Annotated in this window: 15 protein-coding genes and 1 pseudogene; 6 read left to right on the top strand and 10 right to left on the bottom strand. The window is 74.2% G+C overall.

Annotated features, from left to right (window positions below):
* Positions 1–313: 313 nt before the first annotated feature.
* Positions 314–469: pseudogene (locus ACFYO8_RS27440) on the top strand (glycosyltransferase); the annotation flags it as partial.
* A gap of 141 nt (positions 470–610) precedes the next feature.
* On the opposite strand, the gene ACFYO8_RS27435 reads toward ACFYO8_RS27440, so the two are convergent.
* From ACFYO8_RS27435 to ACFYO8_RS27420, 4 genes are read right to left on the bottom strand one after another with little or no spacing between them, the layout of a single operon-like run.
* Positions 611–904 (bottom strand): DUF6510 family protein, encoded by a 294-nt coding sequence (locus tag ACFYO8_RS27435; protein WP_354873556.1) that lies wholly within the window; start codon positions 902–904, stop codon positions 611–613.
* Positions 905–920: 16 nt separating this feature from the next.
* A complete protein-coding gene (locus ACFYO8_RS27430) occupies positions 921–1,640 on the bottom strand; it encodes a ferredoxin reductase (protein ID WP_354873772.1) in 720 nt (239 codons plus the stop codon).
* A gap of 40 nt (positions 1,641–1,680) precedes the next feature.
* Positions 1,681–2,280 (bottom strand): sulfite oxidase-like oxidoreductase, encoded by a 600-nt coding sequence (locus tag ACFYO8_RS27425; protein ID WP_355096556.1) that lies wholly within the window; start codon positions 2,278–2,280, stop codon positions 1,681–1,683.
* A gap of 44 nt (positions 2,281–2,324) precedes the next feature.
* Positions 2,325–3,359 (bottom strand): TerC/Alx family metal homeostasis membrane protein, encoded by a 1,035-nt coding sequence (locus ACFYO8_RS27420; RefSeq protein WP_354873560.1) that lies wholly within the window; start codon positions 3,357–3,359, stop codon positions 2,325–2,327.
* 239 nt (positions 3,360–3,598) lie between these two features.
* Here ACFYO8_RS27420 and ACFYO8_RS27415 point away from each other — a divergent pair, with 239 nt between their 5' ends.
* Complete coding sequence (locus ACFYO8_RS27415; protein ID WP_354873562.1) at positions 3,599–4,762, top strand: CaiB/BaiF CoA-transferase family protein; 1,164 nt, start codon at positions 3,599–3,601, stop codon at positions 4,760–4,762.
* Between the two features lie 16 nt (positions 4,763–4,778).
* Here the strand turns inward: ACFYO8_RS27415 and ACFYO8_RS27410 are convergent, their stop codons facing one another.
* Positions 4,779–5,186, bottom strand: a complete 408-nt coding sequence (locus ACFYO8_RS27410) for a DUF2267 domain-containing protein (RefSeq protein ID WP_354873564.1) — start codon at positions 5,184–5,186, stop codon at positions 4,779–4,781.
* Between the two features lie 164 nt (positions 5,187–5,350).
* Here ACFYO8_RS27410 and ACFYO8_RS27405 point away from each other — a divergent pair, with 164 nt between their 5' ends.
* A complete protein-coding gene (locus ACFYO8_RS27405; RefSeq protein ID WP_030502657.1) occupies positions 5,351–5,620 on the top strand; it encodes a DUF2795 domain-containing protein in 270 nt (89 codons plus the stop codon).
* A gap of 327 nt (positions 5,621–5,947) precedes the next feature.
* On the opposite strand, the gene ACFYO8_RS27400 is transcribed toward ACFYO8_RS27405, so the two are convergent.
* Genes ACFYO8_RS27400 through ACFYO8_RS27385 form a run of 4 tightly spaced genes read right to left on the bottom strand, consistent with a single transcriptional unit; the run spans position 5,948 to position 8,844 of the window.
* Positions 5,948–6,616, bottom strand: coding sequence for a hypothetical protein (locus tag ACFYO8_RS27400; RefSeq protein ID WP_354873566.1), 669 nt, complete (start codon positions 6,614–6,616; stop codon positions 5,948–5,950).
* 31 nt (positions 6,617–6,647) lie between these two features.
* Entirely contained in the window at positions 6,648–7,619 is a 972-nt protein-coding gene (locus ACFYO8_RS27395; protein ID WP_355097618.1) for a pirin family protein, read from the bottom strand.
* A 16-nt stretch (positions 7,620–7,635) separates the two neighbouring features.
* Complete coding sequence (locus ACFYO8_RS27390) at positions 7,636–8,472, bottom strand: hypothetical protein (RefSeq protein ID WP_357710416.1); 837 nt, start codon at positions 8,470–8,472, stop codon at positions 7,636–7,638.
* 30 nt (positions 8,473–8,502) lie between these two features.
* Entirely contained in the window at positions 8,503–8,844 is a 342-nt protein-coding gene (locus ACFYO8_RS27385; RefSeq protein WP_354873572.1) for a MazG-like family protein, read from the bottom strand.
* A gap of 92 nt (positions 8,845–8,936) precedes the next feature.
* Here ACFYO8_RS27385 and gdhA point away from each other — a divergent pair, with 92 nt between their 5' ends.
* Both gdhA and ACFYO8_RS27375 read left to right on the top strand, forming a co-directional pair.
* Positions 8,937–10,268 carry an NADP-specific glutamate dehydrogenase gene (gene gdhA / locus ACFYO8_RS27380; RefSeq protein ID WP_354873774.1) on the top strand — a complete coding sequence of 444 codons (1,332 nt, stop codon included), beginning with the start codon at positions 8,937–8,939 and terminating at the stop codon, positions 10,266–10,268.
* Between the two features lie 151 nt (positions 10,269–10,419).
* The gene (locus ACFYO8_RS27375; RefSeq protein ID WP_354873574.1) at positions 10,420–11,823 is read left to right on the top strand and encodes a hypothetical protein; all 1,404 of its coding nucleotides are present in this window, start codon (positions 10,420–10,422) and stop codon (positions 11,821–11,823) included.
* On the opposite strand, the gene ACFYO8_RS27370 is transcribed toward ACFYO8_RS27375, so the two are convergent.
* On the bottom strand, positions 11,787–12,533 hold the full coding sequence (locus ACFYO8_RS27370; protein ID WP_354873576.1) for a DedA family protein: 747 nt from the start codon (positions 12,531–12,533) through the stop codon (positions 11,787–11,789). The genes ACFYO8_RS27375 and ACFYO8_RS27370 overlap by 37 nt on opposite strands.
* Before the next feature lie 66 nt (positions 12,534–12,599).
* Here ACFYO8_RS27370 and ACFYO8_RS27365 point away from each other — a divergent pair, with 66 nt between their 5' ends.
* A complete protein-coding gene (locus tag ACFYO8_RS27365) occupies positions 12,600–13,292 on the top strand; it encodes a carbon-nitrogen hydrolase family protein (protein WP_354873578.1) in 693 nt (230 codons plus the stop codon).
* Positions 13,293–13,300: the final 8 nt, after the last annotated feature.

Below are 13,300 nucleotides of genomic sequence, written 5' to 3'. Positions count from 1 at the left end.
GGCCTCCTACCGGATGGACGTGGACGAGCTCGCCCGCTGGATCGCCAGCCGCGGCTACAGCTCCTGACCGAACGACATGACGAAGGGCCCGACCCCGCTACGGGCTACGGGGGGTCGGGCCCTTCGGCGTATCCAACGGCTGCCTTCCGGCCACCTCGTCGTCACGCGGGTGTCGGCACCCGGACGGGTCGCTCACCACGCTGGGTCGCGCCGGGATCGTCCGGGCGAGCGCGAAGGAGCAGCAGTGGCAGCCGAGGAGGCGACGCACCGCCCACCGACCACGCACCGCCCACCCGCGACGAGCCGCCCCGACGTGAGGGTCGTCGTGCCGGTCTACAACACGCTGCGCTACCTGCGGCAATGCCTCAACTCGCTGCTGCGGCAGACGATCGGGCCGGACCGGATGGAGATCGTGGCGGTCGACGACGGCTCCACCGATGGCAGCGGCCGCCTGCTTGACCGGTACGCCGCGCGGCACGGTGCCCGGCTGTACGCGGTGGCGGCGACAGTCGATCCGCGCAACGGTCAGCTCGGCCTGTCCGTGGTGCCGGTGACAGTGGGCCGGCTGGTCGGGCGGCTGCGCCACATGCGGCGGACCCGCCCGGCCGGATCAGCGCGCGGCACGGAAACCCGGCTCGGCCGGCATGGGCACCTGGAGGTACGTGGTGCCGCGCAGGTCCAGCCAGGCCCGCTGCGGCGCGCGGACCAGCTTCACCATCACCCCGGCGCAGGCCGGGCAGCGTGCGACAAGGCCCGGGGCGTGCGAGTAGACGTGCAGCCCGGCCATCGGGCCGGTCGTTCCGCAGGTGTCGCAGCGGCCGGTGGTGGCACTGAGGTCGACGGCGAACAACTCGCGCAACGGCCCGTCGAGCATGTTGCCGTCCAGGTACGACAGCTCGGTCATACGCCCTCCTCGGGTCTCAGCCGGTCGGCCCGAACCGTTCGGTCCGCACGCGCCGGGTCGGGTGACCCAGCCCCACCAGCAGGTCGGCCACGGTCTCCACGAATCCGGTGGGGCCGCACACGTAGCACAGCGGCTCCAGCTCGGGCGGCCAGCCGTGGCTGTTCACGTCGGCCAGGCCGATCCGGTGCGGCTCGCCGCGCCAGCCCTCGGGTGCGGACCGGGTGTACACGTGAGCGACGTCCAGGCCCTGGTCGTCGCGGGCGCGGCGGCGCAGCTCGTCGGCGTAGATGACGTCGTCGGGGGTGCGCACCGAGTAGACGAGCCGGAACGGGGTGCGGCTGCCGGCGGCCCGGCGCGCGCGGATCATCGCCATCAACGGCACCACGCCGGACCCGCCGGCCACCAGCAGCACCGGCGCGGTGTCCTCGGCGCGCCAGACGAACCAGCCGCCGACCGGCCCGCGCACCTCCACCGGGTCGCCCTCGGCGTAGGTGTCGGTCAGGTACGGCGACACCTCGCCGTCGGGCACCCGCTGCACCGTCACCTCGATCCGCTCGCCGTCGGCGGGGCCGGCCAGCGAGTAGGAGCGGGCGGCCTGGTAGCCGTCCTCGGCGGTCAGGCGCAGGTCGACGTGCTGCCCGGGCAGGTGTCCCGGCCAGCCGGGCACGTCCAGCACCAGGGTCTGCGCGGTGGGCGTCTCGATCCGCCGCTCGGCCAGCCGGGCCACCCGCCACATCAGCGGGGCGACGCGGCGCCCCTCGGCCGGCGCCGCCACGTCAGTCGCCCTGGTAGCGCTGCTCGCGCCACGGGTCGCCGTAGTCGTGGTAGCCGGCGGTCTCCCAGAACCCGGGCCGGTCGTCGACGAGCAGCCGGAGGCCGTGCACCCACTTCGCCGACTTCCACAGGTACAGGTGCGGTACGAGCAGCCGCGCCGGTCCGCCGTGTTCCGCCGGCAGCGGCCTGCCGTCGTAGGTGTGCACCACCCAGGCCCGCCCGCCGCGCAGGTCGTCCAGCGGCAGGTTCGTGGTGTAACCGCCGTAGGAGTGGGCGAGGGCGTACCGGGCGTCGGTGTCGACGCCGTCGAGCAGCGTGTCCAGGGAGACGCCCTGCCAGGTGGTGCCGAGCTTGGACCAGCGGGTGACGCAGTGCAGGTCCACAGTCGGGGTGTCCCGCGGCAGGCCCATCAGCTCGTCCCAGGACCAGCGGTACTCCGCGCCGGTCTCGCCGGTCAGCACGAACTCCCAGGTGTCCAGCGGGACACGCGGGGTCGGGCCGGCGGAGAGCACCGGGAAGTCCTCGGTGAGATACTGCCCCGGCGGCAGGTCGGGAGCGGACGTACGGGGCCGGCCCTGGAAGCCGGGCGAGACGATTCCCACCCGTCAGTCGTACCACCGCCGGTCCCGCCGGGGCACAGGTTCCCTCAGTCCGAGCCGCCGCCCTGGACCTCGTGCACCACTGTGCGCTTGCCGTCGCCGCTGTCGCGGGTGGCCCGCAGGCTGGTGATGGTGACGATTACCAGGACGCCGATGATCACGCCGAGCGAGGCCACCGTCGGGATCTGCGGCACACCCTCCCAGATGCCGTGCGCCCAGTGCAGGCCGAGCTTGAGGCCGATGAAAGCCAGGATGACGGCCAGGCCGTAGCTGAGGTGCACCAGCCGGCTCAGCGCGGCGTGCAGCACGAAGTACAGCGCCCGCAGGCCCAGCAGCGCGAAGGCGTTGGTGGCGAAGACGAGGTACGGGTCCTCGGTGATGCCGTAGACGGCGGGCACCGAGTCGACGGCGAACACGATGTCGGTGGCCAGGACGGCGACGACGACGAGCGCGAACGGGGTGAGCGCCCGCCGGCCGTTCTGCCGGATCGTCATCCGGGTGCCGTGGTACTCGTCGACCACCGGCATGACCTTGCGCAGCAGCCGCACCGACCGCATCTTGTTGATGTCGACCTCCTGCTCGTGCCCGGAGAGGGCGTCGCGCAGGAGCTTCACCGCGGTGAGGACGAGGATGAGCGCGAAGATCAGGAAGGCGAAGTCGAGCGTCTTGAGCGCGGCGGCGCCGAGCGCGATGAACACGCCTCGCAGCACCAGGGCGCCGGCGATGCCGTAGAGCAGCACCCGCTGGGCCAGCACCGACGGCACCGCGAACGCGGCGAGCAGCAGCATGAAGACGAACAGGTTGTCGACCGACAGCGACTTCTCGACCAGGTAACCGGTGAGGTACTCGATGCCCTGCTGGCTGCCCCAGCGGGACCAGACCCAGGCGCCGAAGGCCAGCGGCAGGGCGATGTAGAAGGCCGACCAGCCCAGGGCCTCGCGGATGGAGACCTCGTGCGGCTTGCGGGTGACCAGGAAGTCGAGCACCAGCAGGACGAGCACGCCGACGATCGTGACCGCCCACAGCGTGGGAGTGCCGATCGACGACAGCTCGGACGCAGCCAGCAGGGACAATTCGGGCATGGAACCTCCTCGAACACCGTGTCATGTTCGAGGTCTCCTTCACCCACGTTTCCGTGGGCAACCACCCGGGGCTCGCCTCGGCGGCTTGCCGTACTGACCGGAATGATTCGTGGGAAGTACTCCCCTCGCCCGGACAAGGCTAGGTCACGCCGGACCGGACGCCAAGTCGGGAGGCGGTTGATTGCCCTGGTCAACTGATGTGCGGCGGCGAGGCGTGGCGCCCGGTCACCCGGGCCCCTATGGTGACGCGGGTGACCAACCACGGACCACTGACCGGCGTACGGGTGATCGAGCTGGCCGGCATCGGCCCCGTGCCGTTCGCGGCGATGATGCTGGCCGACCTCGGCGCCGACGTGGTGCGCGTCGACCGGCTCGGCGGCGGCGGGTTCGGCGCCTTCCCCGGCGACCTGCTGAACCGCAACCGCCGCTCGGTCGCTGTGGATCTGAAGCAGCCCGCCGGCCGCGACCTGGTGCTGGCGCTCGTCGCCGGGGCGGACGCGCTGGTGGAGGGCTTCCGGCCGGGGGTGGCCGAGCGGCTCGGCATCGGCCCGGACGACTGTTTCGCCGTCAGCCCCAAGCTGGTGTACGGGCGGATGACCGGCTGGGGGCAGGAGGGCCCGCTCGCCCACAGCGCCGGGCACGACATCGACTACCTGGCGCTGACCGGCGCGCTGCACGGGGTGGGCCGGGCCGGTGAGCGTCCGGTGCCGCCGATGAACCTGCTCGGCGACTTCGGCGGCGGCGGCATGATGCTGGCCCTCGGCGTGGTGGCGGCGCTGCACGCGGTCCGCGGTGGCGCACCCGGTCAGGTGGTCGACGCCGCGATCGTCGACGGCGTGTCGGTGCTGGCGACCCAGATCCACGCGCTGCGCGGCATCGGGCTGTGGCAGGATCCGCGCGGCGTGAACCTGCTCGACGGCGGCGCGCCCTTCTACGACACGTACGAGTGCGCCGACGGGCGGTACGTGGCGGTGGGCGCGCTGGAGCCGCAGTTCTACGCCGAACTGGTCCGGCTCACCGGCTTCCCGCTCGACGGCGACGACGCGCCGGACCGGGACGACCCGGCGAACTGGCCGGCGTTGCGGGCCGCCTGGGCGCGGCTGTTCCGCACCCGGACCCGGGACGAGTGGACGGAGCTGCTGGCCGGCACGGACGCCTGCGTGGCGCCGGTGCTCGACTGGGCCGAGGCGCCGGAGCACCCGCACCTGCGCGCCCGGAACGTCTTCGTCGCGCCGGACGGGGTCACCCAGCCCGCGCCCGCGCCGCGCTTCTCGGTCACCCCTACCGGTGTGCGGCGTCCGCCGCCGTCCCCGGGCGAGCACACCGACGAGGTGCTCGCCGAGGCCGCCGGGGTGGAGGCCGACCGGATCGCCGCGCTGCGCGCCGCCGGTGTGATCGCCTGATCGGTTGCCGGCCGGGTCAGTGCCGGTGGGCGGCCGCCGGGGCGAGTGCCGGTTCCACCATGTCGCGGTAGTCGCGGGGGAACTGCACCACGACGTCCTGGAACTCGCCGCCGCTGATCGCCTCGCGCAGCGTGACGAACACGGCGCGTACCGCGTCCCGGGCGGTGTTCTCGTCGCAGTCGGCGCGGCGGGCGACCCGGGCGACGAACTCGGCCGCGCCGAACCGTTCGGCCGCCTCGTCACGCGGATACGGGCTGAGCAGCCCTTGCAGCGGTTTCGGCAGTTGCGCGGCGAGGTCCAGCACCTCGCCACCGGTCAGCCGCTCCGCGAACGTCTTCAGCGTGGCCGCGGTGAGCGTGGCGGCCCGGTCCTCACCGGTGCCGGTGAGCCGGGCGACCCGGCCCACGAAGGTCAGGTAGTGCATCGGTGGTACCCCCTTCGGTGCGCCCACCGCGGCTACCCGCGACGGCCCGGCGGAAACGGCCGCCCGAAGACGGCACGTTTTCCCCGGTGGCGGGCGTGAGCAGCGGCGCGACGGGTAACCGGCGCCCGGTCACGACCCGACTCATGCCGCGAGGAGCCCGACCCATGGCGAGTTACTCGGATGTCCTGGAGTACCTGTCCGCGCTGGACTACCCGGCCGGGAAGGACGACGTCATCCGCGAGGCGGAGCGGGAGGGCGCGCCGCCGGACGTGTTGCGGGCGTTGCGCGCGCTGCCTCCGGTGGACTACGCCAACGGCACCGAGGTGGCCCGCTCGGCCGGCATCGACGCGGCCCCCGAGGTGAGCCGCTCACAGCGCGCGGCGCAGGCCCGGGACAACCATCCGCGCGTCTCGCAGCACCTGCGCGGCATCTGAGCACCGCGGGAGAGCCGGCGGGCGACACGGCCGCCGGCCTCGGCGTGTCCGGCGCGAGCGCGACCGTCGCACGCGGACGGTGGCGCTCGACTGTCGTCGACAGTCGTGCGGATGGTTCGTGACAGGCGAGCGCCCCGGGTCGCGAACCGCGACCTGGGGCGCCACGCAGCACCTGCCTCCGCGGTTCACGCCCGAACCGGGTCGCGACCGCGCGGCGGTGAGATGTTCGCCCGAACCGGGCGGGCATCGCTGCCACGATCATCATACGACGCGGCATCAGCCGAACGGGTGAGAATCGCGGAAGTGTGTCCGGGCGCACGTGCGCGCTCAGGCGGTCACCTCGGCGTACCGCCGCTCCAGGTCCACTCGCGCCAGCGCTCCGACCAGCCACGACAGTTGCTCCGACTCGCCGCTGCCGGTCAGTCCGGCGAGGTCACCGGCGGTGCGGCCCAGCCCGAGCCGCCGGGCCGCCGCGAGCGCCCGCCGGTCGGCCACCGGCGCCGCCTCGCGCCACAGCGCCTGCGCCTCGCGCAGGAACAGGTCGCACACCTCGTCGTCCACTCCGGGCAGTGCGATGAGCAACCGCCGTTCCTCGCCCGGGTCCTGGTGCGCGGCGGTCCGCAGCCGGCGCAGGTCGCCCCGGTACGTCTCGACGATCGTGCGGGCCAGGTCACCGAGTGTGTCGGCGATGCCGGCCAGGTCACCGCGCAGCCCGGCGGCGCGCAGCACGCGTACCCGGTCCTCGTGCCGGGAGCGGGCCATCCGGGCCGCGGTGTCCCAGCCGGCGTCGCGCAGCGCGGTGGCCGCGTCGACCGCCCGGTGGAAGTCGCCCCGGCGGGCCAGCAAAACGGCCAGGTACAGCACCTGGAACAACTGGGCCGGGTTGTTCGTCACCCGGAACCCGAAGCACTCGGCGAACCCGCGGCCGTCCCCGGCGAGCCGGCGGGCGAGCCGCTTGCGGTCCGCGAGGTCGGGCCTGGTGGTGGTTGTCGGCATGCCGCCGACTACCCCGGCGAGGGCCCGGCATTCAGCCGCGTACGCCGCCGCTGCGGTCGCGGGCCTTGAGCCGGGTGGTGGGCAGCGTGGGCGCGGGCAGCGGCGGCGCCGGGTCGTCGGCGACCACGCCGAAGCGGCGACCGGCCATCCAGTCCTCCCGGGCGGCCACCACCTCCTCGTGCGAGCGGCCGACGAAGTTCCACCACATCACCAGCGGGTCCTCGAACGGGGTGCCGCCGAGCAGCAGCAACCGGGTGCCCGGCTCGGCAACCAGCGTCAGCGCGCCCCGCCCGAGGCCCAGGTAGAGCAGCGCGCCGGGGGCCAGCGGCACGCCGTCGCACTCGACGGCGCCGGACATGGCCAGCAGCCCGTACTCGAAGTCCGGACGCAGCGGCAGCGTGGCCGGCGCCGTGCCGCGGACCTCGATCTGCGCCCCGACCAGCGGGGTGTGCACGAGCGCGGGTGAGCGTTCCCCGCCGAGGTCGCCGACGAGCAGCGTCAGGTCCAGGTCGCCGTCACGCCAGCCGGGCAGGTCGGCGTGGTGGGCGAAATCCGGGTCGCCGGCCCGGGCCGGACCGGGCAGCGCCACCCAGAGCTGCACGCCGTGCATCAGCGGCGGGTGCACCAGCGGGGACCGCTCGGAGTGGGCGATGCCGCGCCCGGAGGTCATCACGTTGAGCTGGCCGGGACGGATGGGCTGCACGTTGCCGAGGCTGTCGCGGTGCAGGATCTCCCCGTCGAGCAGCCAGGTGACGGTCTGCAGCCCGGTGTGCGGGTGCGGTGGCACCTCCATGCCGGGCCGGTCGGCCACGTCGTCGGGCCCGAAGTGGTCGACGAAGCACCAGGCGCCGACCATCCGGCGCTGCCGCTGCGGCAGCAGCCGCCGTACCGTGGTGTAGCGGCCGAGCGGCACGTCGTGGCCGGGTAGCAGCACACTGCCCGGGTCGGTCGGGCCGACGCCGGGTGGGAGCGTCTGCGCGGGCAGGGATTCGGTGCGGTCCACCGCCCCGACTGTACGCTCAGTCCGCGGTGACGCTCACCGCGTTCACGCCGCCCACCAGGTCGAGGTAGAGCCGGTCGGTGGCCCGGTCCCAGCCGGGCGAGCTGATCAGGTCCCCGGCGGCGATTCCGCCTCGGCGCTCGTCGTACAGGGTCAGGGAGCCGGCGCCGGAGGCCACCCGCACCCGGGCCGGCCGCCCGCCGGGCACCGTCACCGTGAGTTCGCTGGCCCCGCCGGTCATCCGGACGGTGAGCGAGCCGTCGAGCCGCGGCAGCAGCAGCCGGGTACGCGAGGCGCCGCCGACCAGGTCGACTCCGGCGAGCCGGGCCTCGCCCAGGTCGAGCCGCTGCTCGCTGACGCCCCCGATCAGCCGCAGCCGCCAGGTGACCCGGGAGTTGAGCACCACCTCGACCGCGGCCGGGCCGGGGCGGCCGTTCTCCTCGATCCGCAGCCGGACCCGGTCGCCGGCCAGTTGCGGGCGCGGCGTCACGCCCGAACCGTCCGGCGCGCCGATCCGGTACAGGTCGTCGCCGAGGTCGGCGGCGCGCAGCGTGAACCGGGTCAGCCCGTCCACCAGCTCGAACTGGGCGAGTTGCCGACCACCACGCGCCGCGGCGAGGGTCTCGGCGCCGGCCACCTCGGCGGCGCCCGCCCCGCCGGATCCGCCGCGCCCGGGAAGGGGGGACGGCGGCTCGCCGCCGGAGAAGACCACGCCGAGGCGCGCCGGGTTGGACAGCGTCACCGCGACCGCCACCGCGCCGAGCACCACCACCAGCACGGCGGCGGCAGCCAGCAGCCGGGCGACGCCGGACCAGCGGGGCCGGGCCAGGTCGGGGTCGTCCTCGGATGCGGTCATGCTCGTCCCCTCTCGCCGGTCCCCACCGGGTCATACGTCTGCGTCGGCGTCCCGGTTCATTCCCACTCCGGTACGTTCCCGCACCTTGCCGGCGCACGCGGCAAGCACCGCCCGCGCGTCCAGGCCGAGGCTCTCGATCGCGACGAGCGCGGTGAACGCCACGTCGGCCAGCTCGGCGGCGACGTCCTCGCGGGTGTGCGTCACCCCCTTGCGCGGGTTCTGCCCGAGCAGGCCGATCCAGGCCGCGGCGACCTCACCGGCCTCCTCGCCGATCTTGAGGATGCGACAGGTCAGCTCGGTGTCGCCGCGGCCGTTCGCGGCGTCGAGCCAGGCGCGCGCGTCCCGCGCCGTCGTCCAGATGGTGGCGTCCACGCGGACCAGTGAACCCCACCCCGCAGACCGTTCGTATTCTGGGGCGACGCAGGCCAGGGGGCCTGTGTCCGAGGTGAGAGGACGTGCCCGTGATGTCGGAGACCGTCGAGTCGGTGTTCGCCGGCGTGGTCGCCCGGAACCCGGGAGAGCCGGAGTTCCACCAGGCGGTCCGCGAGGTGCTGGAGAGCATCGGTCCGGCCCTGGCCCGGCATCCGGAGTACGCCGAGGTGGTCGAGCGGGTCTGCGAGCCGGAGCGGCAGGTCATCTTCCGCGTGCCGTGGGAGGACGACCGGGGCCGGGTACGGGTCAACCGGGGCTTCCGGGTGGAGTTCAACAGCGCGCTCGGCCCGTTCAAGGGCGGCCTGCGCTTCCACCCGTCGGTCTACCTGGGCATCGTGAAGTTCCTCGGCTTCGAGCAGATCTTCAAGAACGCGCTGACCGGGCTGGCCATCGGCGGCGGCAAGGGCGGCGCGGACTTCGACCCGAAGGGCCGCTCCGACCGCGAGGTGATGCGGTTCTGTCAGAGCTTCATGACCGAGCTGTACCGGCACATCGGCCCGCAGACCGACGTGCCCGCCGGTGACATCGGGGTGGGCGGCCGGGAGATCGGCTACCTTTTCGGGCAGTACAAGCGGATCACCAACCGGTACGACGCGGGCGTGCTCACCGGCAAGGGCCTGGCGTACGGGGGCGCGCAGGTGCGCCGGGAGGCGACCGGGTACGGGGCGGTGTTCTTCGCCGACGAGATGCTGCGTCAGGCCGGGGACAGCCTGGAGGGCAAGCGGGTCGTGGTGTCCGGCTCCGGCAACGTGGCCATCTACGCGATCGAGAAGGTGCACCAGCTCGGCGGCACGGTCGTGGCGTGCTCGGACTCCGGCGGCTACGTGGTCGACGAGAAGGGCATCGACCTGGCGTTGCTGCGCGAGCTCAAGGAGGAGCGGCGCGGGCGGCTGGCCGAGTACGCGGAGCACGCCCGCAACGCGGTGGCGGTCCCCGAGCGCAACGTCTGGGAGGTGCCCTGCGACCTGGCGCTGCCCTGCGCCACGCAGAACGAGATCGGTGGCGCGGAGGCCGCCGCGCTGGTGGCCGGCGGCTGCGTCGCGGTGGTGGAGGGGGCGAACATGCCCACCACCCCGGAGGCGGTGCGGATCCTCGGCCGGGCCGGGGTGCGGTTCGCCCCGGGCAAGGCCGCCAACGCCGGCGGGGTGGCGGTGAGCGGGCTGGAGATGCAGCAGAACGCCAGCCGCGACACGTGGACGTTCGGCGAGTCCGAGCAGCGGCTGCGCGAGATCATGCGGGACGTGCACGACAGGTGCTGGGCGACGGCCGAGGAGTTCGGCCTGCCCGGCGACTACGTGGCCGGGGCGAACATCCAGGGGTTCCGGCGGGTGGCCGAGGCGATGCTGGCGCACGGGCTGATCTGAGCGGGCCGTGGGACGGACGCTGACCGTGCGGTCGGTCAGCGATTGACAGTGCTCGACCCCCGGCCTAGGTTCAGTGCGCTACCGGCCGGTAGGCACCCGTCCCGCGTCGTCGCCCCCGTCCCGGGGTGACACCCGTCCCCGGGGAGCAGCGATGCAGCCCTCACCTCTGCGCCGCCGGCTGCTCGCCGTCGGCACGACCCTCGCGCTGGCGCTCGGCCTCACCGGCGCGGCCCCCGCCGCCGCCGGGGGCCGCGACGACGGCGGCGGCCCGCTGCCCGGCTACACCATCGTCAACCCGCCGCTGCCGCCACTGGTCGTGAACGGCGTCGCCACCACCGTGCGGCAGGGCGTGCACGCGAACGCCGGATACATCATCGAGATCCCGAAGCGCTGGAACGGCGAGCTGGTGATGTGGGCGCACGGCTACCGCGGGCAGGGCACCGAGCTGTCGCCGGAGGCGCCCGGCTTCGACCTGCGGCAGCGCCTGGTCGCCCAGGGGTACGCGTGGGCGTCGTCGTCGTACGACCGCAACGGCTACGACGTGCGCTCCGGCGTACGCGGCACCCGCGCCCTGGCCGACCTGTTCTCCCGTACCGTCCGGCGCCCGCACCGGGTGCTCATCGCCGGGGTGTCGATGGGCGGCCACGTCATCGGCCGGTCGCTGGAGCAGTACCCGGGCTTCTACGCCGGGGCGCTGCCGATGTGCGGGGTGCTCGGCGACCAGGAGCTGTTCGACTTCTTCCTGGACTACAACCTGGCCGCGCAGGCGCTGGCCGGGGTGCGCGCGTACCCGACGCCGCCGGATTACCTGGCCTCGGCGGTGCCCCGGATCCAGGTCACGCTCGGCCTGGCCGGGCTGACCCCGGGCGGCCCGGACACCACGAACGCGCTCGGCAAGCAGCTGCGCGCGGTCACCGTGGACCGCTCCGGCGGGCCGCGGCCGGGCGCCGACGCCGCGTTCGCGATCTGGAAGGACTTCCTGTTCGGCATCGCGGTCAGCGAGACGGACGGCTCCCCCGCACGGCGTCCCGGCCAGCTCGCCACGAACCTGTTCACCAGGTATGCGCCGAACCAGCCGGTGAACCTCGACGCCACGGTGCAGCGGGTCGCGCCGGAGAACCTGCGGCAGCGGCTCTCACCCGGCCTGACCGAGGTGCCCCGGATCGCCGGGCGGCCCACCGCGCCGGTGCTGAGCCTGCACGGCCTCGGCGACCTCTTCGTGCCGTTGTCCATGGAACAGGCGTACGCCCGGGACGTCGCCCGGAACGGCCGGTCCCGGCTGCTGGTGCAGCGGGCGGTGCGCACCGCGCAGCACTGCGAGTTCAGCCCGGCCGAGGCCGGCGCCGCCTGGGACGACCTGGTCCGCTGGGTACGCGCCGGCAAGCGGCCGGCCGGTGACCCGGTCACCGACCGGCGCGCGGTGGCGGCGCCGGACTTCGGCTGCCGGTTCAGCGACGAGGCCGCCCGGGCCGCCGGCGCCGGCACCCGCCCGCTCTACCCTGCCTGCCCGGCCGGCGCTCAGTCCTCCTCGCGGCCGTACCAGCCGCCCCGGTAGACGGTGCCCTGCGGGGCCGGCTCCGGCGGCGCGGCGGCGATCCGGCGGGAGCGGCGGACCCGGCTGACCACGAACCAGCAGAGCCCGGCCACCACGGCCACGATGACCACCTTCTGGAACGTGCCCGCGTACGCCTCGACCACGTGCCACTGCTCGCCGAGGAAATACCCGGCGAGCACGAAGGTGGTGTTCCAGATCAAACTGCCCAGCGCGGTGTAGAGCAGGAAGACCGGGATCGGCATCCGTTCCACACCGGCCGGGATGGAGATGAGACTTCGGAAGATCGGAATCATCCGGCCGAAGAACACCGCCTTGACGCCGTGGCGCAGGAACCACGCCTCGGTGCGGTCCACGTCCTCCAGCTTGATCAGCGGCAGCCGCGCGGCCAGGGCACGCATCCGGTCCCGCCCGAGGGCCGCGCCGATGTAGTAGAGCGCCAGCGCGCCCACGATCGACCCGAGCGTGGTCCAGAAGATGGCGCCGGCCAGGCTCATCCGGCCCTGGCTCGCGGTGAAGCCGGCCAGCGGCAGGATCACCTCGCTGGGGATGGGCGGGAACAGGTTCTCCAGGGCCACCGCGAGGCCGGCGCCCGGTCCACCGAGCCGTTCCATCAGGCCGGTGACCCAGCCGGCTACTCCGTCGCCGGCCGGTTCCGCGGCCCGCGCGGTGCTCGCCCGGGGGACGGCGAGCAGCTGTGCGTTTCCGATCATCCGACCAACGTTACGGGGCGAAGCCGCGGACGACCACGCGTGATGGAAACCATTATCGTGTACGCCATGCGTACGCCGCTGCGGATCGCCGTCGCCCAGCCGCTCACCCTCTCCCACGACGTCGAGGGCAACGCCGCCCGGCACGCCGACGCGGTGCGCGCCGCCGCGGCCCGCGTGGTGGTCTTCCCGGAGATGTCACTGACCGGGTACGAACTGACCGCCGTACCCCTGGATCCGGACGATCCCCGGCTCGCGCCGCTGCGGACGGCCTGCGCCGGGACCGGGACGCTGGCGCTGGCCGGGGCGCCGGTGCCCGGCCCGCACATCGGGGTGCTCGCCGTCGACGCCGAGGGCGTGCGGGTGGCGTACCGGAAGATGTGCCTGGGTGGCGCGGAGCCGCGGCACATGCGGCCGGGCCGGGAGCCGGCGGTGCTCGATGTGGACGGCTGGCGGCTGGGCCTGGCCGTGTGCAAGGACACCGGGACGCCGGAGCACGCGGCGGCGACCGTGGCGCTCGGCGCGGACGCCTACCTGGCCGCGGTGCTGGAGTCGGCCGACGACGCGGCGGTGCCGGACGAGCGCGCCCGCCGGGTCGCCGCCGCGCACGGCGTGTGGGTGGTGACGGCCAGCTTCGCCGGCTCGACCGGCGGCGGCTACGCGCGGGCCGCCGGTGGCTCCGGGATCTGGTCACCGGCGGGCGAGCCGGTGGTCCGCGCCGGCCCGGACGTCGGCGAGGTGGTCACCGGGACCCTGCGCTGAGGACGGAG

The organism is Micromonospora sp. NPDC005257 (assembly GCF_042872445.1).
Lineage (GTDB): Bacteria > Actinomycetota > Actinomycetes > Mycobacteriales > Micromonosporaceae > Micromonospora.
This window is presented reverse-complemented; position numbering and strand designations above follow the sequence as displayed.